This window comes from Psychrobacillus sp. L4, from assembly GCF_042944905.1.
Taxonomy (GTDB): Bacteria; Bacillota; Bacilli; order Bacillales_A; family Planococcaceae; genus Psychrobacillus.
This window is the reverse complement of record NZ_CP168496.1, coordinates 3,560,503-3,585,069: the sequence shown is the minus strand read 5'-3', so window position 1 is coordinate 3,585,069 and position 24,567 is coordinate 3,560,503. Positions and strand designations below refer to the sequence as shown.

Below are 24,567 nucleotides of genomic sequence, written 5' to 3'. Positions count from 1 at the left end.
CAACTAACTTCAAACTAAGGCTGAAAATCTAAACTTAAAAACGACAAGTGATTTTTGATTAAGAGAGAATTATATCCACAATTTCTCGAGGGCGAACTTCAAAGGAAGAAAGGTCATCGATATCAATCCATACTGGTTCGTAAGTTCCGCGTTCAATAGAAGTATGTGTATATTCTTCTCCTGTACCTGTCCCAAAGCTTCCACCTACAATATCTGCTAAGAAAAAATGTTGTGTTCCATTTTGTTCTAGTACTTTTAGTAAGCGTTGAATTCGGATGTTAACGCCGAGTTCTTCGTACGTTTCTCGAATTGCTGCTTGTTCCGGGGTTTCACCACTTTCGATGCCACCACCTGGAAATACATAATAGGTCATATGCGGTTTTGTTCTTTTGATAAGCGCAACACGGCCGTTTTCGATAATGACAGTGGCTCCTCGGTTTCTCATGTGTAATTCTCCTCGTATCTTCTTTAATAGTAAAAGTATAACAATAATTAATCGTAAAGAGTGAAAATAATGAATGAACTAATATTAATTGTCAGGCTGAAAAAAGAACGAAGAGGATAAATAAAGGATATTTTCATCATTTGTCTAATAGTATGAGTAGAAGCTATTCAGAAGGAGGGTTTAAATGGGAGAGAATAAAGTTCTAGAAAAAAGAGTAGCGCACTTGGAACAGCGTGTTCGTTTTTTAGAGGAACAATTATATATGAAACAATCTATCGTTCCATCTCAAAATCCTAGTGTCCATACGAAACAACAAGAAAAAACAGCAATTGAATGGGATACACTTATATTTCAGAAAATCTTGCCACCTTTATTTATAATTGTTTTTATTGTAGGTATCCTTTGGGCATTCAAGGCTGCCTCTGATTACGGTATTTTAAATGCTCAAGTAAAAGTTGCACTTGGATATATCGTTGGTTTCGTACTAATCGGATTAGGTGTATGGCAAATAAAACAAAGTCGGAAAAGTTTAGGACAAATGCTTCTAGGCGGGGCTATTCCTATTTTCATGTTAACCACTTTTGCAATGCATCAACTCTATGCGATGACTGGACCTGGAATATCCTTTATTTTAAATGTAACTTGGATTATATTGGGGTTATTTCTAACTTATAAATTCAAATCACAAGGAATTGGAATTGTTTCCACTGTAGGAGGAGTATTTGTCCCATTTTTAATTAAAAGTGTTTCACCAAATATTCCGCTGTTTTCATTTTATGAAGCCCTCCTCTTTATACTTTTCTTGTGGATAGCACTTCGATATAGTTATAAAGCTTTATATTATATCTCTACCATTTTGCTACAAATAGCTATAGTAGTATTTTTTATTTTTACTAATATACCCGAAGCATTCAAATGGATTGCTGTTCTTCCGATATTGCTACAGCATGGAGCTTTATTGATTGGCTTCTTGAAAACAAAACGAATGTTAAAGGATCAGGCTTATACACTTTTTTCAGTTATGCTTTTCACTGCAATGTGGTTTCGGATTGTTTTCACAGAAAATGAAGCATCCTTTTTATTAGTGGTCATTGCACTTGTGTATGGAGTTTGCCTGTATATGTATAAGAACGACTTGATTCGTACGCCAATTTTTATAGCAAATGGTTCAATCGCTTTGTTAATGCTTATGCAGCTACAAATAGATGATTTATTTTTTGAAGGAATTGTTGGCTTGAGTATTATTTACTTGTTAGTGTATAAAAAGTTCAATCATATATTACACGCAACCCTGTTTGGTATCACCTACTTTATCGCATTGTGCTATGTATTCTACACTCCCATTACTAGTTGGTTTTCATGGGAGATGTTGCACTGGATAGTCTTTATAGTGATAACTGGCTATGGAATTTATTTGCTCGCAGCTATAAGCAAACAGAAAAAGTATATGATTTTTAATATCGGGATAGCATATTTCAGCGTTTTGTTACTATACTTTTTACAGATGATTGCTAGTATTATTGCAGGAGATTCCGGAAGTAATTTGGAGCGTCTATTTACTAGTTCTTTATGGATTGCTGTATCTATTCTATATATGTTATTAAGTCGCCGGTATTCGTTGCAACAAGGAAAGTATGTCGGTGTTGGTGTACTGTTTTTTACTTTAGCAAAAATTATTTTATTAGACATACCATTAGTTTCAGTACCTGTTAGAGCATTGCTATTCATCGTTCTTGGAACGGTTGGATTACTCGTGTCCCGTGCTTATTATAAAAAATAAAAGCCAATTCTTTAAAAAGTAAGCTAAAATAACTGTAATGACGTTTATATTTTGGAGGAGTTTGCATTGGAACAAGATATTTTTAAAGTGATACGAAAATTCGAAACTTTATCGAATGAAACAATAGTTAGATTTACAAAATCGTTTAACAAAAGTATCGGTTTGTCCCCAGTACTCGTTTTATCAGAGCTCAATAAAAATGGACTACAGAAATCCACGGTGTTGGCATCAAGTTTAGGATACACGCCGGGAGCTATCACGAACATTTCTACAAAACTGGTAAAAGAAAAATATGTAGAAAGAATATACAATGAAGAGGATCGCCGTAATGTTTTGCTTAAAATTACTCCAAAAGGAGAAGAGTTACTACAAGAGGCGATAGTAAAAGGAGAAAAGCTTCACATTGAATTATTTAGTGCATTAAGTGAGGAAGAACTTAAACAACTATTAACCTTATATGAAAAGATACTCCAAAATTTGAGTGAAATAGAAAAGTGAGAGGTAGGTTCATTTGCCTGTAATAAAACATACTACATATATGGAGGCTCCCATTAATAAGTGTTTTGATTTTGCTAGAGACGTGGAGATTCATACGAAAACTACTAGGAATTCGAATGAAAATAGCAAATGAGTTGAAAAAGATTGCAGAGATGGGTGAAAGATGTTGAATCGGGATAGCCAATTGGAATTCCTATATTTCCTGACAACACTGAGTTCCGAAATACTTGCTGGAATTATGGAAGTCCATGAACATGTATTTGAAGGTGCAAAACTTACAGAAGAAGAGTTAGTAAAGAAAGAAAATCTATTAATCTTTGTAGCATTAGATGGGAATAGAGTTGTAGGTTTTAAAATTGGGTACGAATTTGCAAAGGACACTTTTTATAGCTGGCTCGGAGGAATCCATTCTGATTATCGTGGAAAAGGAATTGCTTCTGAACTTATGAGACGACAACATAAGCTGATTAGCTCACTTGGCTACACGAAGGTTCGTACAATTTCTAGAAATAAAAGACGAGAAATGCTCCTATTAAATATTAAGCATGGATTTGATGTAATGGAAACTTTTACGAGTGAAAAAGGGACCCATAAGATTGTTATGGAGAAAGAATTATAGCTGAAAGAAGGGGCATTCCTGGAAATGGAATGCTCCTTTTAGTTTTCATCAACCATCATGTAGATTATTTTCTTTACATATTTCATCGTACGTTCATGAGCCTCTTCAGGTGAATAATATGCTCGGTTATTTAACATGTTGGAGAACATACCTTGCCAAACTAAGTTGGTAAGCTCATTTAGTTCTTCCGCTTTTTCCTCACTTAATATGCCATCAGCAACAATTCCACTTAGGGCAAAACGACCTCTGGATGAGATATTTCGATCAAATATGAGTGGATGAAGTTCCTCAGGAATTTCCAATAAATCAGATGGATAAAGTTCATAATAGCGCTCAAGTAAATTTTCAGGATGATCCCCTAAGTCCATGAGAAAAACGGAATTAAAAATGTCGGGATTATTAAAGGAGTATTCACTATAACATTCCCAAGTAATGATGTACTTTTTAATGGGATCATCCTCTTTATTCATTTCATTGGTAACCTTTGTAAAATAAGGTCTTAAAAATTTTAAAGAGGCAAAAAATAATAGATGAGAGAACTCCGCAAAATAGTTATAGATCGTCGCACTATTATAACCAGCTTTTTCAGCGACATTTCGTATCGTTACTTGTTGAAATCCTTCTGTCTTTATTAATTCCTCTGTAGCATCTATGAAGTAGGTCCACATTCTTCTTCGTTTCAATTCTTTCTTATTCATTTGTAAGATCACCCCCAACTACATTAAAGAAATAATTTTCAGAAAATATATTGATGACTTAATTATACCATGATACAATATCAAAGTATAAAAATATAATCATGATTATAAAGTAACCATGATTAATAAAAACACGCAAAAGGGGAAATAATATGGAAAAGGGTATGGGAAAAGTTAAAATTGATCCACTTGTATTTTGGTCTTCATTAGTTGTCATTGTTGCGGCAACGCTATTGTTAGTAATTTTTAAAGACTCTGCGGAACCGGTATTAAATAATTTAATGACAGCTATTACATATAAGTTAGATTGGGCCTTTCAATTTTTAACTTTTGGATTGTTTGTTATGTTGATGTGGTTAGTTTTTAGTAAGTATGGGAATGTGAAACTTGGCGATGAAGCACCAGAGTTCTCTACTTTTAGTTGGGGAGCGATGCTTTTCTGTGCAGGTATGGGAACAAGTATTATGTTTTGGTCCATGATGGAACCAATCTACTACTATATGGGACCTCCATTTGGTATTGAACCTAATTCAAACGAAGCTGCTAGCTGGGCTGTTGCATATGGTATGTTCCATTGGGGAATATCCGCATGGTGTTTGTATGCAATGCCAACAGTAACAATTGCTTATTCGTTTTTTGTTAAAAAGAATCATTCGTTAAAAATTAGTACTGCTTGCCGTGGAATATTAGGGAAATATGCAGATGGTTTCATTGGGCAAATGATAGACATTTTAGTAATTTGGAGTTTAGTTGGTGGTCTTGGAACATCACTAGGATTAGGCGTTCCAATGATTTCAGCAGTAATTGGTGAAGTATTTGGTGTTGCACAATCCATGACATTGAGCATTATAATCATCATTATATGGACAATTATTTATTGTGCAAGTGCTTATATGGGCTTATATAAAGGAATTCGTAAATTGAGTGATTGGAATGTTTATATGGCTTTGGCACTTGCTGTATTTGTTTTAATAGCAGGTCCTACATTATTCATTCTATCTAACTTTTCAAATAGCTTTGGAATGATGCTTCAAAATTTTGCTATGATGAGCTTTTCGACGGATCCGATTAACCATGGAGGATTCCCGCAGGCATGGACAGTATTTTACTGGGCTTGGTTTGCAGCTACTGCGCCATTTATGGGACTATTCGTTGCTCGTATTTCAAGAGGACGAACTATTCGACAGTTAATCACACATATTTTACTTTGGGGTTCGTTAGGTAGTTGGATTTACTTTGCAATTTTTGGAGGGTACACATTAAATCTTCAATTGACAGATACGTTAAACGTTGCAGATGTTTTAAATAACGAAGGTGGACCGGCTGCTATTGTTGCCGTGTTGAAAACTTTACCACTTAGTAAGCTTGTCATGCCGTTCTTTATTGTTTTAGGCTTTATCTTCCTTGCAACATCACTAGATTCAGCGACTTATATTTTATCTGCAATTGCAACGAAAAAATTAGTCGGAAATCAAGAACCCGCACGTTGGCATCGTATGCTATGGGGAGCTATTCTTGCAGGACTTGCTATTTCGTTATTATTAATCGGTGGACTAAAAGTTATTCAAACATCCGCTGTTATTGTATCTGCACCAGTTATTATCGTTTATTTATTATTAGCAGCGTCACTAATTCGTTGGCTTAAGAAGGATTATCCAGATGGAGTTATCAAACCTTTGAAAGAGGGAGATAAATAATGGTTTTCAATGTTCGTGAAAGTACGCGGTCGATAAAAAGAGAATTTCCGTTTGAAGTTGATGTTACGGATCATATTTGGATCCCAATGTCAGATGGAACTCGTTTATCTGCTAAGCTTTGGGTTCCAAAAGAGGCATATAGTCAACCGGTACCGGTAATTTTAGAATATATTCCATACCGGAAAAATGAGTTTACTGCATTGCGTGATTCGATTCGTCATCCCTACTTTGCAGGTCATGGTTATGCTTGTGTGCGAGTGGATATGCGAGGTTCAGGAGACTCTGAAGGAATATTATACGATGAATATTTGAAGCAAGAGCAAGATGATGCATTAGAAATTTTAGACTGGATTGAAAAACAAGAATGGTCAACAGGTTCCGTTGGTATGATCGGGAAGTCTTGGGGAGGATTCAATGGTCTACAAGTTGCTGCAAGACAACATCCTGCTTTGAAGACGGTTATTACACTATGTTCTACGGATGATCGTTATGCAGATGACGTGCATTATAAGGGCGGAGCTTTATTGGCTTCAGACATGTTATGGTGGGCTTCAACGATGTTAGTATATAGTGCACGCCCTGCTGATCCAAAGCATGTCGGAGATAGTTGGCGAGAAAATTGGTTGGATCGTCTGAAAAAAACACCACCCTATGTGGAGGAATGGATGCGTCATCAGCGCAGAGACGAGTTTTGGAAGCACGGCTCTGTATGTGAGAACTATGAAAATATTAAAATTCCTGTGTATGCTGTAGGAGGATGGGCAGACGGCTATACAAACGCAGTATTCCGTTTAATGGAAAATTTAAAAGGACCAAAAAAAGGATTGGTTGGTCCTTGGGCACATGAATATCCGGAAGTTGCAGTTCCAGGGCCCCAAATTGGTTTCTTACAAGAATGTATACGTTGGTGGGATCAGTGGTTAAAGGGAGAAGATACAGGCATTATGGACGAGCCGTCTTTCCGTGTATATATGCAAGATGCAGTTCCTCCCAAAACAGACTATTATACTCGTCCTGGTGAGTGGATAGTGGAAGATGGTTGGACCATGCAAAGCGTAGCAGACAAAAAGTATTATTTTGGTGATCAAGATTTAATGGAGCAATCCAAAAATGAATCGGAGCAATTGAAGACGCATCAGCAACATGGTCTTTACGCAGGAGTTTTTTGTCCTTTTGGTCAAGAGGGAGATATGGCATCCGATCAAAATATAGAAAATGGACTGTCTACAACTTTTACAAGTAAGGAACTAACAGAGGAAGTAGCTATTTTAGGATTCCCAAAAGTGCAACTAAAATTGCTATGTGATAAAAAACAAGCAAATATAGCGGTACGTTTAAGCGATCTATCTCCTGAAGGAACTTCCAAGTTAATCACATGGGGTCAACTGAATTTGACTCATCGAAATAATCATGAGTTCCCAGAAGATGTTCCCATTAATGAAGAAATTACAGTAACTATTGAGCTCGATGCAATTGGATACAAGATGCCAAAGGGCCACAAGCTTCAAGTGTCACTTTCTCCAACGAATTGGCCACACGCATGGCCATCTGCTGAAGAAGCTGTAATAGTAGTAATTAAAGATGAGGATTCTAAATTACTGTTGCCTGTTTATACAAAAACAGATGAAATACAAGAGATTCGTCCGTTTGAATATCCTGAAACTGCAGAAGTAATGGAACGAGAAATCTTAAGAGAAGCGGGAAGAACAAGAGAAATTAAACATAATACCATTACGAATGAATGGATTTTAGATGACTTTTCAGACGAGGGATGTAGACGCCTACCGTATAACGGGATGGAATATGGTAGTGAAAATCGTAATGTCTATAAAATAGTAGAAGGAGATCCATTATCCGCCTATGTTCAATGTGATTGGAAGTTAACTGTTGGCAGGGAAGAATGGCAAACCCGATTAGAATCAACAAGCACGATGAAATCAGATGAAACTAAGTTTTACATAACGAATCATTTAAAAGCTTTTGAAGGTGAAGAGATCGTATATGACGAACTGCAGACTTTCGAAGTAGAGCGTGATTTTGTTTAATGATTATCTTTGAGGAAAGCTGGAAATGAATGTGGATTCAATAGTATTACTCATAATTGTTATAAACGTAACATATATGACACTCACTACATTGCGATTAATATTAGTTATCAAAGGTTACAGAGTAATTGCTTCATTTTTATCAATGGCAGAAGTGTTTGTCTATTTGATGGGTTTGACAATGGTATTAGATAATCTAGACAAGCCGTTAAATATTGTAGCTTATTGTATTGGATGGGGTCTCGGTGTATTTTTAGGTAGTATTATTGAAAATCGATTAGCGTTAGGTTATGTCGTATTTGAAGTAATTGTCAATTCATTTGAAATTGAGCTACCTAGTCAAATTCGTGCAAAAGGGTATGGCGTAACATCTTGGATTGCGGATGGAAAAGATGGTCAAAGACTTTGTATGAAGGTATTGGCGAAGCGTAAAAACGAACAGAAATTTAAAAAATATATTATGTCTTTATCTCCAAAGGCATTTATCATTTCATATGAACCCACTAGATTCAATGGTGGGTTCTTGGTGAAATTAACTGAATAAGTGAGAAGAGTCTATCGTTGAATAGGCTCTTTTTCTTTTGTAGAGAATTGTAGTTGAAAAAAGTTCTTCAGAGGAACCATATAAGCTAAGAGAAATAGAGGAATTACCGAACAATTCTAGAACAATATAAGATGCTATTACAAAACTATTTTCTGAAGGGGGCCATCGTATGGCTAAATATGAGCAAAAGACGAAAGAGACGGATCATGATGTTGTAGAGTTTATCGAGAAAGTGGATAGTCCGAAGAAACGAGAAGATGCTTACAAACTTTTAGAGATTTTTGAAGAAACATCAGGTTATGAAGCGAAGATGTGGGGGCCAAGTATTATTGGTTTCGGGACGTATCATTATCATTATGCGACCGGTCACGAAGGGGACGCCCCTCTCGTTGGGTTCTCTCCAAGAAAAGCAAAGATTAGTCTTTATTTTGCAACAGGTGATACGACTCGTGAAGAAAGCTTAAAACGATTTGGGAAGTATACTTCAGGGAAATCATGTGTATATATTAATAAAGTAGATGATATCGAAGTAGATGTTTTAAAAGAAATGATTACACAATCTATTACGTTTTTACAAAATTTATATCCAGATAATTGATAATATATGGAAGTTAATGTATTTTCCTTTGCTACTTAATATGAAATTAATGTATAATAACACAGTATAAATTCAAGCAGAAACTTAATCGGAAGAGAGTGGGACTTTATGGGTCGTAAGTGGAATAATATAAAAGAAAAGAAAGCTTCCAAAGACGCAAATACTAGCCGTATATACGCGAAGTTTGGACGTGAAATATATGTAGCTGCAAGACAAGGTGAGCCAGATCCTACTTCGAACCAAGCATTGAAAGTAGTATTAGAACGTGCAAAAACATACAGTGTGCCGAAGCATATTATTGATAAAGCAATTGAAAAAGCAAAAGGCGGATCAGAAGAAAGCTATGATGAGCTTCGTTATGAAGGTTTCGGTCCAAGTGGTTCTATGGTAATCGTGGATGCGTTAACAAATAACGTAAACCGTACTGCATCGGATGTGCGTGCTGCATTTGGTAAAAATGGCGGCAACATGGGTGTCAGCGGTTCTGTTGCTTATATGTTCGATGCAACTGCTGTTATTGGTCTTGAAGGAAAAACAGCGGACGATGTTTTAGAAATATTGATGGAAGCGGACGTAGATGCTCGCGACATTTTAGAAGAAGAAGATTCCGTCATCGTTTACGCAGATCCAGATCAATTCCATGCAGTACAAGAGGCATTACGTTCAGCTGGCGTAACAGATTTTACAGTAGCTGAGCTGACAATGCTTGCTCAAAATGACATCGCATTAGATGCGGATGCTCAAGCGCAATTTGAAAAAATGATTGACGCAATTGAAGATTTAGAAGACGTTCAACAAGTCTACCACAACGTAGACTTAGGAGAATAATAGAGAAAAAAGGTTGTCTCATCAGTAGGTATTCTACTGGGAGACAGCCTTTTTTTAGTTGAAATAGGGGAAATCTCAGGAAACCCTTGGAGTATCTCAGAAAACCTGGGGTACTCAGAAAATCCCCAAGGTATCTCAGAAAACGTAGGAGTATCTCAGAAAATCCCCGAGGTATCTCAGAAAACGCAGGAGTATCTCAGAAAACCCCCGAGGTATCTCAGAAAACGCGGAGTATCTCAGAAAATCTGCAAGGTATCTCAGAAAACGCGGAAGTATCTCCGGAAATCTCTGTGGGATCTCAGAAAATCCCTTGGATTGAGAAAATATCAGGAGTTAGTTGGGAAAATTAGAGGTTTAGTTGTAATCATTACATTACATTGACTAATATAAGGAAAAAATGGAACTGAAACTAATATAGAACGTCCAATATCATAAAAGGGTGGGTATGGAATGAAAGATAAGTCCTTAATTTCTTATGCAATCATTTTTACGTTGTGTGCTTCGATTTTATTTCCATCTAAAACAATTGCGGATTGGGCATATGCATTTGTCGTTTGGGATGGATATGTATATGTAATAACGGATGAAATTGTAAATGAGGTAGAAAAAGAAATAGGACATGTGACCAGGTATTCGGATAGGGAGGGGACTTATTCTGGTAACTTTTCAAATGTCTATCCGAAGGGGACTAAGTATTATTCTATAGTCGAATTAAGTACAGATGAGGCTATTGCAATAAAAGATGAAAAGGGAAAATATATTAAAGCGACAAGGGATGGAGAATACTCTAGGAATATGTACGACATTCTGCAGACAAGTTCCTCGACTATTATTTTATGGACATTAATAATGTTGTTAATTGCAATTATGGGTATTTATTTTATTAGTAAAAGGAGAAATTAATTTGATAAATGAGCATCCTAAACATATTATTGCAGTTTCTGCTTATGTCACAAATGATAATGAGGAAGTTTTATTAGTTAAAACACATTGGCGTTCAGATACATGGGAAGCACCAGGAGGACAGGTAGAAGTGGGAGAGCCTCTAGATAAAGCGGTATCTCGGGAAATACTAGAGGAAACAGGGATTGTCGTAAGACCTCTAGGAATTACAGGTATTTATTATAATGTAACAAAACATATTCTATCTGTTGTTTTCAAAGCAGAATATGTAAGCGGCGAATTGAAAATCCAACCAGCAGAAATTAAAGAAGCTAAATTTGTTAAATTAACAGATATAAATATTGAACAATTTATCACACGTCCACATATGAGATCACGGACATTAGATGCAATGAAGTCAGTAAATTTTATCCCTTATGAAACTTGGGAAGTGAGTCCGTACAATTTACTTGGTAGATTGGAATGAAGAGATCTTTGTTAACCACCGCACTTGTTACAGTAACGCATGACCCTGAAGGAAGAAATATCAAAATCTTTAAAGAGTTGCAACATGCATTGGAAGAAATATATTCGGAGTTATTTATTACAATTAGTGATGAATCATCCCTGGATCTAATTAAAGAAATTGAAAAAAGTAAATTTAAGTATAAAATCATCCCTAAGAATGGTGCTGCATATGCAAGAAGGAAAGCATTAAAATTTGCACTTGCTGGGAAAAGTCAGCACTACCATTACTGTGACTTTGATAGGTTATTAACATGGGGAAAAAATCATTTAACTGAATTAAAGAGAGTAGTTAAAGATATTCCAAATCATGATTATTTAATAATTGGTAGGACAGAAAGAGCGATGAATACTCACCCTATTGAATGGGTAGAAACAGAAAAAATTACAAATAGAATTTTTTCGTTAGAATTAGGAAAAGAAGCAGATGTAACTGCAGGTTCTTGCGCATTTTCAAAAGTGTGTGCTGACTTCATTAATCTATATTCTAAAGAAAAGATGACGGATGCGGAATGGGCAATGATTGCATATAGAATTACCAAACGGCAAGTGGATTATCGTGCTGTTGAGGGATTAGAGTATCTAGAAGAAATAAATGGCTTGAACCGAAATGTTAGTGAGTCTGATAGGTGGTTTAGTCGTTTAAAGCTTAGTTTAATTATAAGCGAAACAGCTATGAAAATAGGCAAGTAGGGGGAGGCGGAATTGAATAAGGAGAATATGAAAATACTTCTATAAGTATTAGCTGTTCCTATATTATTGATCAGTGTGCTATTAAGTTTCGTTGTCTATTGGGCTTTCTATGACATGAATAGGTTGCCTAAAGGTGTTTTTCTAACTGAAGAATCCTCTCCAGATGGAAAGTATACTTTGGGAGCTTACATTTCAGACAGAGGAGCTACAACAAATTATGCAATTCGTGGTGAACTTGTATTTAATGATGAAAAGAGAAAGAAGAAAAATATTTACTGGAATTATCGTGAGGAATCAACGGACATTTCTTGGGTAGACAATGATACCGTCGTTATTAATGGTCATGTATTAGATGTCCCTCGAGATAAATTTGATTTTCGTCATAAATAAATAAAGAAAGTTGGAGGGTTTAATCTTGAAAAGATGGTTTGCACCTTTCTTCATCTTTTTCATTCTGTTATTAACAGGATGTAGTGAGGAAGAGGATAAGAACATACTAACTCGAGTGGATGTTTATAAAGTAAATGCAGTCGAACAGTATGAGGAAGAAGTGATTATCTCAGATAAGTCAGCGGTGGATGTCTTAAGTAAAGTGTTTGAACAAATAGTATGGGAACAAAATGTAAAAGCAGAAATGGTGATAAAAGAAGATATAAAAGTAGTTTTGTTTATGGAAGTTGAAGAAAATATGCCTGAATTATTAGATGGATACTTCATATGGTTTAATCAAAATGGGACGGCGACGATTATTAATCGAGATGCGAATTCACTTGGAAAACTAGATGAAAAAAACGTTCAGATGTTAAAAAGTATATTGAACTTGGGTTAAACAAATGGAGAAACTGCTAAACAAATTGACTACTTGATACTCGTATTTCCCACTAAATTGACGAAAAAGTATAGTGTGTTACAAGTATATTACTGGTGCCTGGCACCAGTAACAAACTTGTAATAAAAGAAGCTATCCTAAAATTTTTAGAATAGCTTTTGGAATTATTTTTTCTTTAATTCGTTTATTTGTTTAGTCAATGTCATAAATCTTTGGTCTAATTCGGTGTATTTAGGATCATTTTTCTTCATGTAACTGAGTAATCCTAATACAGCTTGTTGTTCGGTTTCTAATTTCAATAGATCTTTTTCAAGAGAAGATTCATCATTTTTATGCATCCATTCTTTATAGCTCATTTCTACTTTTCGAATCGTGTTGTTTTCAAAGACAAGCAGTTTATTAGTTAGTTTTTCTAAGAAGTAACGGTCGTGCGTGACTAACAAAATAGTTCCAGGATAAGTGGAGAGGGTTTTCTCCAATTGCTCTCTAGAAGAAAGGTCCAAATGGTTTGTTGGTTCATCTAAAAGCAACACATCTTTTTTATCTAATATAAACTCCATTAGTTTTAACTTTACTCGTTCTCCCATACTCATTGTATAAATAGGACGAGACCAGTGATCCTTTGAGAAGCCTAGATTCATCATAAGTGTCTGAATTTGCCCTCGTGTTTCAAAATCAGATGGTACAAAAAATTCAAAAGGGGTTTTCTCCTCTGGCAAATCGAATACTGTCTGCCGTAAATAGCCAATATTCATAGCTTCCGATTTCCAAAGTTCTCCTTGTACACTTTCTTCTCCTAATAACATGCGGAAAAATGTCGACTTACCACTTCCGTTAGAACCGATAATGCCAATCCGTTCTTGAGATTGTATAGTAAAGGTAGCGTTTTGAAATAAAAGTTTGTCCTCGAAGCTCTTGGAAATATTTTTGGCTTCTAAAACACGTTTCCCCTTTTTCTTGTTTCCTTCTATAGAAAAAATCACTTCTTTTTCTTCTTCAGGCTTCTCTATAGTATTTTTAGAAAGTTCCAATTCTAACCGTTTCTTTTTGGAACGAATTTGAACATCCATTTTCTTAGCCTTGACACGATAATATTCTTTATTAAATTCATGTTTAGTTGAATCTGCATGTGCTTTGGATGACCAGTTTTTAAGATCGGATATTTGTTTTTCTACTTGTTGGATCTTTGATTGTTGTCCAACATAGAGTCTTTGTTGGGTTAATCTGTTTTCTTCCTTCCTTTGTCTGTAAGAAGTGTAATTGCCAGCATAGCCCGTTAACTTTTTGTTTTCTACTTCCCAAATCCATTCAGCTACCTCGTCTAAAAAATATCGGTCATGAGATACTAAAATAATTGTTCCTTGGTAGGAGTGTATTTGCTTTGTTAGGAAAGATAAACTTTCTTGATCTAAATGGTTAGTAGGTTCATCTAATAAAAGGAGTTGAGCCTTTTCCGCAAATACACGAGACAATCTTCTCTTCATTTTCTCTCCACCACTAAGTTGCGTATAATCACGCTCGTGAGGAACAGACCATTTACTAAAGTATTTCCTTTCATCGTATACATAACCAGTTTTATGAAATTGATCATCCTCTTGCTTAAAGTAACTAATAGTCGGTTGAGTACCAAACCATTCAATTTGTCCCATCGTGGGAGCAGCCTCATTTGCAAGTATAGAAAGGAGGGAAGACTTACCCTCACCATTTCCTCCCACAATACCAATAACTACCCCAGTACCAATATCGGCTTTTATATTTTCTAAAATAACTTTTTCTCCATACGTGATACATATATCTACTAACTTTCCGTGTAGTGTCATAATATCCTCTCCCTTTGGAGGAATAAAAAAATCCCTCCGATTTTAAACGGAAGGATTAATTACTGACCATTAAATGAATACGCAAAAAGCCACTACAAAACGATAATATGTAGGGAATTAAACGTATTAAAATTGAAAAATGGGCAGACTGATCCTATTTCCGTTTCGTAAAGTTTATTTTGTTACTGCGCAAATAAATCGCAGAAAAAACTTTCACTGAGAAATAAGATTAAAACTTCATTGTCCACCCATCGTCCCTTCAAAATTATTAACTGAATTATAACACATTTTATGTTACAAGTATATTACGGGTGCCTGGCACCCGTAATATACTTGTAACTTTTGTGTTAATACAAAGCTTGACTGACTGATGAGCTTTCTGGTTCAAATGCATCGTCAGTACGTTGTCTTTGGATGAACCATATCGCTAATATTAGGACTACACCAATTAGGCTACTTACAATTTCAGGTACAATTAACATAATACCTGCTCCAAATAGAACGATCCTCTCCCAAATCCTAGAATTTCGTATAAAGTAGCCAATCATTGAACTACTAACAGCAATCATCCCAATTAGGGAGGCTATAACTGAAAAAACTAACATATTTAATTTTACGTCAACCATAACTAAAATTGGATTATAAATGAAAATATATGGAACGATAAAAGCTGCAATAGCTAGTTTAACTGCATTCATTCCTGTCTTAAATGGATTGGCCCTCGCAATTCCAGCCGCCGCGTATGCTGCAAGACATACAGGAGGGGTAATATCGGCAGCGATGCCAAAGTAGAAAACGAACATATGAGCCGCGATTGGTGCCACTCCAAATTCATTGATAAGCACCGGAGCGGCGATGGTTGCTGTTACGACATAGTTTGCTGTTGTTGGCAGCCCCATACCTAAGATAAGACAGGCAATCATTGTGAAGAATAGTGCAAGAATTAGATAACCATTCGATAGAGCAATAACACCAGCAGCAAATTTTGAACCTAGCCCCGTCATACTAACGACCCCTGCGATGACACCAGCAGTTGCAACAGCAGCAATGACAGGAAGTGCTACTCTAGTACCTTGTTCAAGAACATTAACCGTCTGCCTGAATGACATTCTTGTTTCTTTTCGAACAAGGCTAACTAAAAATGCGGAGATAATTCCAAAAAGGGCCGCCCGCTGTGGTGTGAAGCCATTCAAAATTGTACCCATAATGATAAGCAAAGGTAATAGCATAAACCAGTTTCTCTTCATTAGTTTTCTAAAGGAAGGTAATTGGGATTTTGGCAAACCATTTATTTTTAGCTTTTTAGCCTCAAAATGTGTCCCAATGAAAATTCCCGTAAAATAAAGAATTGCTGGAATGACAGCTGCCAACATAATGACTCCATATGAAACACCTAAGTATTCCATCATAATGAATGCCGCAGCACCCATCATTGGGGGCATTATTTGGCCTCCGGTTGATGCAGCGGCTTCCGTTGCACCAGCAAATTCAGGTTTAAATCCTGCTTTCTTCATCATCGGGATTGTGAAAGAACCGGTTGCGACCGTATTACCAACCGAGCTTCCCGAAACAGTTCCTTGTAATGCACTTGCCACTACTGCAGTTTTTGCTGTTCCACCTGTATAGCGACCAGTTAGGGCAAATGCTAGATCATTAAAAAACTTTCCGATATTTGTTTGTACAAGCATTACACCAAAAAATAGGAATAGGAAAATAAACTTTGCTGAAATTTGAATTGGTGTTCCAAATATTCCGCTTTCCTTATACCAAAGTGTCGTTGCAGTACGATCGAATGAAAAGCCTGGATGCGAAAGAATTTGTGTAGGAACGAAATTTCCGAAAATCGCATATAGCATGGCAACTAGTGCCACAATAACAATTGGTAAGCCGACCGTTCTCCTTGTTGCCTCAAGTACTAGAACGATACCAAGTACTGAGATGATGACATCGGGTAAACTATATCCGGAAATCCTACTCTGCAGGATGGAATCAAAGAAAAAAATCTTATGATAAGTTACATACATCGCGGTCAAGGCAAGCAAAACATCATACCACGGAACTGTTTTCTGGATTTTCTGCATACCCTTTTTTAAAGGATACAGTAAAAATATAACTCCGAGTGCGGTTCCTAAGTGGACTGCACCTTGCTTTTGGGAAGGGAGCGTACCGAAATAAGCAGTATATAGATGGAACATCGTGAGAGAAACTCCTAAAAATGTGACGACCAATGCCCATTTACCAATCTGAGTTCGAAATTGATTTTCTTTGTCATATTTTTCTAAAATTTCCTGTGCGTCAACAGTTTGCTGCTCATTCATTTTCCCACCACACTTTCCAATAGGTATATTTATCCTTCAATGTTATTTCAAATCATCAAAACTTTTTATTCCAGTACTTTTACGTGTGACGATCTGAATAACTTCTGGATAGATATGCCCGATAAAAGCGGCGTTTGGAACTTCATGACCGGCAAAAGCGCCTTCACCTTTTACTGCTTGTAAAGCTGGAACATGAACGGTCATTCCAAGATCCATATTTCCGTCACGGATACTGGATAAGTTTTCAACGGATGCACCTGTTTCAGTGTTCGTCACGTTAACGCCGTCAATATTTTTATTCCAAATGCTTGCCATTTCTCCTCCAAGGGGATAATAAGTACCACCTTGACTGCCCGTACCTAAAATTAACTCTTTCTTACGTTTACCTTTATCAGCAGTAATTTCAGCAACAGGATTATCCACTGTTAAACCTTGTTCCTCATAATAGCGCTTAGCGCCAGGATGGATTGGCAGTCCCTCTGAACCTCGAAGTGCATTTTCTAAAATCATTTGTTTCGCCTGAGCGTGCGTATTCTCACTCGCTTTTTCTATCATTATTTTGGCAAGTTCATAGCCTAATTCATCGTCGATTGTATCCGTATTTCCCATTAGAATCGCATATGCCGTAACTGTTTGAATGTCCTTCTCCAGAAAATCGTAGGTGTCCTTTGGAATTGTGTGTCGTCTATATCCACTTTTTTCCTCAATTTTTGCAATAGCATCATCCGAAAGGCTTAACATAACAACATCCCCAACGGATGCTTGTAAGCTTTCAATACTAGCTGCCGGAAGTCCCAAAATTCCAATAGAAATGTCGATGTTTCCATCTTGTACACCATCTGCAGCATCGCCGAATCCCTCTTGAAAACCAGTATAATCGTCATCACCAATACCATATGCATCCAAGATGAGTTTGGAAATCGAGTTCGTCTCACTTGCGGGAGGCCCTATTGCAATATTCTTTTTCCCCTCACTACAACCAGCCATTAGTAACATCATGCTGAGAAGTACAGTAACAAAAGCTAGTAATTTCTTCTTCAATTCTCTCTCCTCCAAAATTAATATTTCTCCTTTTTGACAGCGCTTTCATAAATAAAGAACATATAACTTGTGGATTTGTTAGCACATCAGATAGAAGATTAACATTATTATACTTTTATTCTGTAGATTAACAATGTATTCTCGGTTTTTTCCTATAATTCGACAGTAATTGATGATATTTTCATAATATATTACAAACATATTTCAGGTGCCAGGCACCAAAACAAACGTGAATGTTCGAACATTCACGTTTGTTTTGAGAACTCGGAATACATTTATCGTTTAATTTTTCTGGTATACTCATCCAATAAAAATAGGAGTTGCCTATACACAAGGCAGCTCCTATTATAATTTTCATAAATGTTGATTTACGTCGTTACTTTTAACACCGTTTTAATTTTTTGAATGACGCCACCTGAGCTGTATGTTAAGACACTTCGTTTATAGAAGGATAGGCTGATTAAGAAAAATAGTATTACGGTTCCAACTAATATAAGCATCGATAGCATAGGTTCGAATGATGAAATGTCCGTTGCGCCAATTCGAAGTGGCATAACCATTCCGGATGTGAATGGGATGTATGAGAATATTTTAATCAGTAATGTATCTGGACTGTACATTCCAGAAAGTAACACGTAAAAGCCGAGGATGCCAAGCATCATCGCAGGCATCATTGCTTGGCCTGATTCTTCGACTTTAGAAACGAGTGAACCAAGTAATGCACCAATGATTAGGTTAAGCATAATAGTAAGCAATAAAAACATAACTGCATATCCAATAAATCCGTAGGACAATTCGTTAACAATGTCTAATACAGCATCCCATTTAGAGCCATTATCTATTAACATGAACAGTAAACTTTGAACAACCAAAAGTGTCATAATTTGAGTCAATGCTAATAGAAAGGTTCCAGTCAGTTTTGCCATGAAATGTGTAGATGGTTTTACGCTTGCAAGCAATACTTCTAAAACACGAGATCCTTTTTCAGATGCAACATCTGTTGTAATCATGGATAAGAAAGTCATTACAAAGGAATAGATTAAAAACCCAACTAAGAAAGAAGCACCGATACCGGCTGCTTTTTCATCTTCACTTTTTCCGCTTTCCGATTCCTTATTCAAGTTTTTCATAGTAATAGCAGTTTGAGATTGAAGAATTTTCTCTGCCTGTTCAGCTGTTAAATTGAGTTGCTGAACTTCATATAACTTTCCAGCGTACTGAAGTTGCGATGACAAATTCTGTTGGTCATTAAAAGTTAATGGTTTATAAGTAGCTATATCAGCTGCTAATGATTTATTTTGATCTCGAACAAAAATAGCTGCATCAAAATCTCCGGCGATAACTTGTTGTTCTACTTCGGAAATCCCTTCAGAAGGGAAGGTAAATTCAATATCACTACTCGATTTAAATAAGGCTTCAATATCTGCATTTGTTTCATTCAATAAAGCAACTTTCAATGGCTCATCTTGGAAAAATGCTTCCTTAATATTAGACCAAAACATGGCGACACTAATAACCCCAATATATAAAATGATCGAAATAATGAATGACTTTGCCTTGATTTTTTGTTTATACAATTGCTTAACAAGAAGCCAAAACTTAGACATGCGTACCACCAACCTTATCCTTGAAAATTTCATCTAGCGATAAATAATCTAAACTGAACTTCTCAATATATTTCCCATTAGAAACAAAGTCAAAAATAGATTGAGCGAATGACTCATCCGTTAAAGTAAGGATATACTGATCTTTTCCAACATGAATATCCTTCACGCCCTCTAAATTTTGGAGCGTCTCTTTTGGGACATCCGTTCGAATGGTAAGTTTTGTTTTCCCATATTGCTTTTTCAAATCTAATAAACTACCGGAAAATAAAGAGACACCGCGCTTTAATAGACATAGATGATCACAAAGCTCTTCCACATTATCCATTTGGTGGCTGGAGAATAAAATTGTTGTCCCTTTTTCTTTCAACTCTAATATAGCGTTTTTCAATAAATCCATATTTACAGGATCTAGTCCGCTAAATGGTTCATCTAAAATAAGAAAATCCGGTTGGTGAATAAAGCTGGCAATAAGTTGAACCTTTTGTTGATTCCCTTTGGATAAAGTTTCGGCTTTCGCTTTTCGTTTATCTTCTAATTGGAAACGATCAATCCAATAATCCACTTCTTTATGTAGATCTTTGCGAAGCTTTCCTCTTAACTCTCCAAAGAAATAAAGTTGATCTTCCACCTTCATTGCAGGGAAAATACCACGTTCTTCCGGTAAATATCCTAAAATATTTCGATTTATGGAATTAATATGTTTCCCATTCCACATAATTGAACCCTCTGTAGTTTCTTGAAGGTCTAAAATCATACGAAATGTCGTTGTTTTACCAGCACCATTTTGTCCAATTAGCCCAAATATCTCACCTTTTTCCATCGTAAAAGATAGATTATCAACGGCTACAAAGTCTTGATATCTCTTTGTTACTTGATTAATAGATAACGTCATATGTAGACTCCATTCTTTTATTTTTTTCTTCTAACTACTGTATACGTTTTTAGTTTATAGAATGTTTCAGTTTTTTATGTAACGTTTTCCAAAATGACACGTCAAATGAAATGAATGGCAAAAAAAGGAGCGATATGATGAAGAAAATAGGCATATTTACAGTAGCGTTATTACTAATGGTAGGATTCAATTTCCATCAGCCAGTTGCTAAAGCGCAAAGTGAGGAAGAATCTATTGTGAAACCAAAAGACACATCCAATTTTATCAAAACTTCAGGAATTATTACTGATGTTGTAAAGCAAGATGAGACAATCACACTTACAGTGGAGACAGAAGAAAAAGAGCCACAAACCACTATATTAAAACTGACAGAAGACACGCTTATATTCAATAGCGGAACGACAAAAGCATTAAAAAAAGAAACCTTTAAAAAAGGGCAAAAAGTAGCTGCATATTACGGTAAGAATAAACCGATGCTTGCGATTTATCCGCCACAAATCTCTCCAGAGTTAGTGATTGTGCATGATGCTGAAAAATTTGGCAACGTAAAAGTCAGCAAGTTCGATAATAAATTAGTTAGTTTAGATAATGATCTAAAATTAAACATTGGAAAAGAAACTATTATAATAAATGGAAAAGGAGAGAAACTGGATCAAAAAGATATAACTGGCAAAGAGCTCGTTGTATTTTATACAGTTTCCACTAGAAGTATTCCCGCTCAAACGACACCTAGTAAAATCGTAGCAATTGACTATTCTTCAGCAGAAATGGAACAAAACACTACTAACTACATGAAATTTTCAGGGATGATCAAAGACGTTGCTACAAAAGATGGAAGAGTAGTCCTAACAGTAGAAACGGAAGAAAAAGAGCAAACTACAACCATTTTTACAATTAATAATGATACGCTTGTATTCAATAGTGGTACAACAAAAACTGTAGAAAAAAGGTCTTTCAAAAAAGGGCAACGAATGGACGCATACTATGATAAAAACAAACCAATGATCCTAATCTACCCTGCACAAATTACTCCAGAGTTGGTTATTTTACACGACGAAGGAAAGTTAGGTTCTGTAAAAGTATCTAAGTTTGATGATGAATTTCTAAGTTTAGATAAAGACCTAAAGCTAAACATTGGAAAAGAAACACTTTTAGTAAATGAAAAAGGCGAGAAGATCAAACAAGAGGACTTAAATGGAAAAGAGCTCGTTGTATTTTATACAATAACAACGATGAGTATTCCAGCACAAACACCACCAAGTAAAATTGTAGCAATTAACTATCTTTCGACAGCTATGAAAGAAGTTCTAACTATTATTCAAAAGGATCATTTTATGCAAAATGGAGTCAAAATGATTCCACTTCGTAAAGTTGCAGAACAATTGGGATATGAAGTGAAATACAACGTTAAGAAAAAGAAAATTTACTTATCATTAGAAAACAGCTCATTTACTATTACACGTGGTGAAAAAACATACAGTTACAATAAAAGCTTACAACAGTTTAAAGAAAAACCAGTGTTAAAAAATAAGAAAACATATGTATCAGAAGACATCTTAGAATTACTAAATCAGCAATAAAAGAAATCCCTTCCTTCTCAGAAATGAGATGGAAGGGATTTTTTAGTATAAAAACCTCCACAAATAGAAAGTCGCATATGCTTCCCAACCTGTCCAAGGTAAGGAAAGCTTATGTATTTCATCCTTTGAAGGCTTTTGCTCAGAACCAGTCACATGTTTAATGGCATTATGCAGTCCTACATCATCAATCGGAAATGCGGAGGGATATATTAAACAGCGCATTAACACATAATTGGCAGTCCAAGGACCGATGCCACGAATTTTCGTGAGCATTTTTTCTGCTTTTTTCACATCATTCGCTTCGAGCAGCATTTCTTTTGTGAGTAATCCCATTTCAATCTGATTTGCTACGTCTATTAAGTACTCACACTTCTTCACAGTCATTTTTAAGCCTACTAAATCCTCTACTGCGAGCTTCGCAATTTCACTTGGTCTCGGGAACATCCAATATTGCTCACCCTCAAATTCGATCGATTGTCCAAATGCTTCGACCAAACGTCTCTTCAATGTATACGCATACGTCAAATTGATTTGTTGACCAAGTATGCCCCATGCCATTGCCTCGAATAAATCCGGAATTCCCATAATCCGTAGGCCCTTAAAATCCATAACTGCTTGTTGAAGGACTGCATCTGTTTGGGCTAGCTCATAAAAGGCTTTTAACTCTGTCTTCAAATCAAACCATTCGATAATATATTGAACCACTTGTTCTCGCATTTGTTTACTTGTAGGTCTTGTATTTCCTAAAAACTGTATACGGATCGAATGTTCACCTTGCTCGCTAATCTCTACTAGCGGTGTACATTCACCCATAGGAATTGCTTTTCTTACTTTATTCTCATGAATATGAAACAAACATTCATTTGTAGATCTAGATAAATATTGAAGGTTCTGGTTAAAACTGAAATTGGGTGTTGTCTTTATGATGATTTCCTCATCTTTTTCTTCCCATAGCATATTAAGACACTCCTTTATTATTTTATTATAGTCGTAAAAAATTTCGTTATCTTGCTAATATGCCATGAAAATAAGCTTTTCTATTTAAATAAAAGTATACTAAAAATGGGGGTGATTTCTTGAAAAACGAAAAAATATACGAGCAATATTGGCAAGCAATTATTGAAAATAACTCAAACTATGACGATGTATTTTATTATGCCGTAAAATCAACGGGAATATTTTGTCGACCTTCTTGTAAATCTAGACCGCCGAAGAAAGAAAATGTTCGTATTTATATAGAAGCAAAAGAAGCGATAGAAAGTGGCTTTCGTCCATGCAAACGTTGCAAGCCACATGGACTGCGCTTGCCTGAAGAGGAATGGGTCAACCAAATTACGGAGTATATAAAAGAACATTACGAGGATCAATTAACTCTAGATATTCTTGCAGACATTTGTCATGGAAGCCCGTACCATTTACAAAGAACTTTTAAAAAAGTAATAGGAATTTCTCCTGTAGAATACATTCAACAAATTAGAATAAATAAAGCGAAAGAATTGCTGACAACAACAAGCAAACCACTTGTAGAAATAGGTTCTACGGTTGGAATGAATAATACCTCCTATTTCATCACACTTTTCAAAAAGATAACAGGGGATACACCCAACCAATATAGAGGAAAAGGAGATTTCAACGAATGAATAAAATATATTGGACGCATTTCATTCATAACGAATGGCAATTATATATGGCAGCAACAGCGAACGGGCTTTGTTACGTAGGTTCTCCTAGTAAACCATACGAAGAAATGGAAGCGTGGCTGAAGAAGCGTTTTCCAAAATATGAGTTAGTGGAAAATGACGAAGCACTAATCGTATACACGAATGAAATAAAAGAATATCTAGACGGTACGCGAGGTGATTTTCATATGCCTGTGGATTTGAAAGGAACGCCATTTCAATTGTCTATTTGGGATGCGTTAATGAAAATTCCATATGGAGAGAAGACATCATACTCTAAAGTTGCTGATATGATTAATAATCCTGCAGCCATTCGAGCTGTTGGAGCAGCAATTGGAGCAAACCCAGTACTAATCACGATTCCATGTCATCGAGTAGTAGCAAAAAATGGTGCTTTAACTGGTTACCGTGGGGGATTAGAAATGAAAGAAAAGCTACTAACATTGGAAAATGGAGAAATGTAAATTGCTAACAAGATTAATAAAAGAAGCATATCCACTGGATTTGTTATTACTTGCAGATCCATCTGAAACACTTGTGAAGAAATATGTAGATCGTGGACAATGTTATATTGTTGAACAAGATGGGGAAACAATTGGTGTATATGTCTTACTTCCGACTAGACCAGAAACTGTGGAACTAGTAAATATTGCGGTTGCGGAGCAGCATCAGGCGAAAGGAATTGGCAAAGCACTTGTATTAAATGCAATTGAGAAAGCAAAGCATCACGGATATAAAATGATAGAAGTAGGGACAGGCAATTCAAGCATTGGACAGCTCGCCCTCTATCAAAAATGCGGATTTCGTATTACTGGTGTGGATAGAGATTTTTTCACCATTCATTATAAAGAAGAAATTGTGGAAAATGGAATCGTATGTGTGGACATGATTCGACTAGCGTTGCCATTATAAATTAACTGATGAATACCAAGGGGATAATGCTTCCCTT

The 24,567-nt window shown here is 36.0% G+C and carries 25 protein-coding genes; 17 read left to right on the top strand and 8 right to left on the bottom strand.

The features are described 5' to 3' along the window. Positions 1–58: 58 nt before the first annotated feature. Complete coding sequence (locus tag ACEPXG_RS17300; protein ID WP_391205150.1) at positions 59–445, bottom strand: NUDIX hydrolase; 387 nt, start codon at positions 443–445, stop codon at positions 59–61. 184 nt (positions 446–629) lie between these two features. Between ACEPXG_RS17300 and ACEPXG_RS17295 the strand changes: the two genes are divergently transcribed. The 3 genes from ACEPXG_RS17295 (at position 630) to ACEPXG_RS17285 (ending at position 3,342) form a co-directional block, all read left to right on the top strand. After that, positions 630–2,225 (top strand): DUF2339 domain-containing protein, encoded by a 1,596-nt coding sequence (locus ACEPXG_RS17295; protein ID WP_391205147.1) that lies wholly within the window; start codon positions 630–632, stop codon positions 2,223–2,225. A 66-nt stretch (positions 2,226–2,291) separates the two neighbouring features. After that, positions 2,292–2,723, top strand: a complete 432-nt coding sequence (locus tag ACEPXG_RS17290; RefSeq protein WP_391205144.1) for a MarR family winged helix-turn-helix transcriptional regulator — start codon at positions 2,292–2,294, stop codon at positions 2,721–2,723. Positions 2,724–2,886: 163 nt separating this feature from the next. Continuing rightward, positions 2,887–3,342 (top strand): GNAT family N-acetyltransferase, encoded by a 456-nt coding sequence (locus ACEPXG_RS17285; protein WP_391205141.1) that lies wholly within the window; start codon positions 2,887–2,889, stop codon positions 3,340–3,342. A 38-nt stretch (positions 3,343–3,380) separates the two neighbouring features. Here the strand turns inward: ACEPXG_RS17285 and ACEPXG_RS17280 are convergent, their stop codons facing one another. Beyond that, a complete protein-coding gene (locus ACEPXG_RS17280; protein WP_391205137.1) occupies positions 3,381–4,040 on the bottom strand; it encodes a TetR/AcrR family transcriptional regulator in 660 nt (219 codons plus the stop codon). Positions 4,041–4,192: 152 nt separating this feature from the next. Between ACEPXG_RS17280 and ACEPXG_RS17275 the strand changes: the two genes are divergently transcribed. The 10 genes from ACEPXG_RS17275 (at position 4,193) to ACEPXG_RS17230 (ending at position 12,681) form a co-directional block, all read left to right on the top strand. Next, complete coding sequence (locus tag ACEPXG_RS17275) at positions 4,193–5,737, top strand: BCCT family transporter (protein WP_391205135.1); 1,545 nt, start codon at positions 4,193–4,195, stop codon at positions 5,735–5,737. Beyond that, complete coding sequence (locus ACEPXG_RS17270; RefSeq protein ID WP_391205132.1) at positions 5,737–7,782, top strand: CocE/NonD family hydrolase; 2,046 nt, start codon at positions 5,737–5,739, stop codon at positions 7,780–7,782. Before ACEPXG_RS17275 ends, ACEPXG_RS17270 begins: the two co-directional genes overlap by 1 nt. Positions 7,783–7,807: 25 nt before the next feature. Continuing rightward, positions 7,808–8,326, top strand: a complete 519-nt coding sequence (locus ACEPXG_RS17265; RefSeq protein WP_391205129.1) for a DUF2179 domain-containing protein — start codon at positions 7,808–7,810, stop codon at positions 8,324–8,326. 169 nt (positions 8,327–8,495) lie between these two features. Continuing rightward, on the top strand, positions 8,496–8,924 hold the full coding sequence (locus ACEPXG_RS17260; protein WP_391205126.1) for a DUF1801 domain-containing protein: 429 nt from the start codon (positions 8,496–8,498) through the stop codon (positions 8,922–8,924). Between the two features lie 108 nt (positions 8,925–9,032). Continuing rightward, the gene (locus ACEPXG_RS17255; protein WP_151701513.1) at positions 9,033–9,752 is read left to right on the top strand and encodes a YebC/PmpR family DNA-binding transcriptional regulator; all 720 of its coding nucleotides are present in this window, start codon (positions 9,033–9,035) and stop codon (positions 9,750–9,752) included. Positions 9,753–10,202: 450 nt separating this feature from the next. Continuing rightward, positions 10,203–10,655, top strand: coding sequence for a hypothetical protein (locus ACEPXG_RS17250; RefSeq protein WP_391205123.1), 453 nt, complete (start codon positions 10,203–10,205; stop codon positions 10,653–10,655). Position 10,656: 1 nt separating this feature from the next. After that, positions 10,657–11,121 (top strand): NUDIX hydrolase, encoded by a 465-nt coding sequence (locus ACEPXG_RS17245; RefSeq protein WP_391205121.1) that lies wholly within the window; start codon positions 10,657–10,659, stop codon positions 11,119–11,121. After that, positions 11,118–11,852, top strand: a complete 735-nt coding sequence (locus ACEPXG_RS17240; protein WP_391205118.1) for a hypothetical protein — start codon at positions 11,118–11,120, stop codon at positions 11,850–11,852. The genes ACEPXG_RS17245 and ACEPXG_RS17240 overlap by 4 nt, the downstream gene beginning before the upstream one ends. Positions 11,853–11,927: 75 nt before the next feature. Beyond that, positions 11,928–12,242 carry a DUF5412 domain-containing protein gene (locus tag ACEPXG_RS17235; protein WP_391209976.1) on the top strand — a complete coding sequence of 105 codons (315 nt, stop codon included), beginning with the start codon at positions 11,928–11,930 and terminating at the stop codon, positions 12,240–12,242. A gap of 25 nt (positions 12,243–12,267) precedes the next feature. Further along, entirely contained in the window at positions 12,268–12,681 is a 414-nt protein-coding gene (locus tag ACEPXG_RS17230; protein WP_391205115.1) for a hypothetical protein, read from the top strand. 164 nt (positions 12,682–12,845) lie between these two features. On the opposite strand, the gene abc-f is transcribed toward ACEPXG_RS17230, so the two are convergent. The 5 genes from abc-f to ACEPXG_RS17205 all read right to left on the bottom strand — a co-directional run bounded on the left by abc-f (position 12,846) and on the right by ACEPXG_RS17205 (position 20,359). Continuing rightward, a complete protein-coding gene (abc-f, locus tag ACEPXG_RS17225) occupies positions 12,846–14,501 on the bottom strand; it encodes a ribosomal protection-like ABC-F family protein (protein ID WP_391205112.1) in 1,656 nt (551 codons plus the stop codon). Positions 14,502–14,848: 347 nt separating this feature from the next. Then, a complete protein-coding gene (locus ACEPXG_RS17220) occupies positions 14,849–16,819 on the bottom strand; it encodes a TRAP transporter permease (RefSeq protein WP_391205109.1) in 1,971 nt (656 codons plus the stop codon). Between the two features lie 42 nt (positions 16,820–16,861). Next, on the bottom strand, positions 16,862–17,860 hold the full coding sequence (locus tag ACEPXG_RS17215; RefSeq protein ID WP_391205106.1) for a TAXI family TRAP transporter solute-binding subunit: 999 nt from the start codon (positions 17,858–17,860) through the stop codon (positions 16,862–16,864). 368 nt (positions 17,861–18,228) lie between these two features. Continuing rightward, positions 18,229–19,467: an ABC transporter permease gene (locus tag ACEPXG_RS17210; protein ID WP_391205103.1), complete on the bottom strand. Its 1,239-nt coding sequence runs from the start codon at positions 19,465–19,467 to the stop codon at positions 18,229–18,231. Then, positions 19,460–20,359, bottom strand: coding sequence for an ABC transporter ATP-binding protein (locus ACEPXG_RS17205; RefSeq protein WP_391205100.1), 900 nt, complete (start codon positions 20,357–20,359; stop codon positions 19,460–19,462). The genes ACEPXG_RS17210 and ACEPXG_RS17205 overlap by 8 nt, the downstream gene beginning before the upstream one ends. A 134-nt stretch (positions 20,360–20,493) precedes the next feature. Between ACEPXG_RS17205 and ACEPXG_RS17200 the strand changes: the two genes are divergently transcribed. Then, positions 20,494–21,939: a stalk domain-containing protein gene (locus tag ACEPXG_RS17200; RefSeq protein WP_391205097.1), complete on the top strand. Its 1,446-nt coding sequence runs from the start codon at positions 20,494–20,496 to the stop codon at positions 21,937–21,939. A 42-nt stretch (positions 21,940–21,981) separates the two neighbouring features. Here ACEPXG_RS17200 and ACEPXG_RS17195 read toward each other — a convergent pair whose 3' ends face one another. Beyond that, positions 21,982–22,896, bottom strand: a complete 915-nt coding sequence (locus tag ACEPXG_RS17195; RefSeq protein WP_391205093.1) for a DNA-3-methyladenine glycosylase family protein — start codon at positions 22,894–22,896, stop codon at positions 21,982–21,984. Positions 22,897–23,015: 119 nt separating this feature from the next. Here ACEPXG_RS17195 and ACEPXG_RS17190 point away from each other — a divergent pair, with 119 nt between their 5' ends. The 3 genes from ACEPXG_RS17190 to ACEPXG_RS17180 are packed head-to-tail and all read left to right on the top strand — an operon-like array spanning position 23,016 to position 24,530. Beyond that, entirely contained in the window at positions 23,016–23,579 is a 564-nt protein-coding gene (locus ACEPXG_RS17190; protein WP_391205090.1) for a bifunctional transcriptional activator/DNA repair enzyme AdaA, read from the top strand. Next, the gene (locus ACEPXG_RS17185) at positions 23,576–24,082 is read left to right on the top strand and encodes a methylated-DNA--[protein]-cysteine S-methyltransferase (RefSeq protein WP_391205087.1); all 507 of its coding nucleotides are present in this window, start codon (positions 23,576–23,578) and stop codon (positions 24,080–24,082) included. Before ACEPXG_RS17190 ends, ACEPXG_RS17185 begins: the two co-directional genes overlap by 4 nt. Beyond that, positions 24,069–24,530, top strand: coding sequence for a GNAT family N-acetyltransferase (locus tag ACEPXG_RS17180; protein WP_391205084.1), 462 nt, complete (start codon positions 24,069–24,071; stop codon positions 24,528–24,530). The genes ACEPXG_RS17185 and ACEPXG_RS17180 overlap by 14 nt, the downstream gene beginning before the upstream one ends. Positions 24,531–24,567 lie beyond the last annotated feature (37 nt).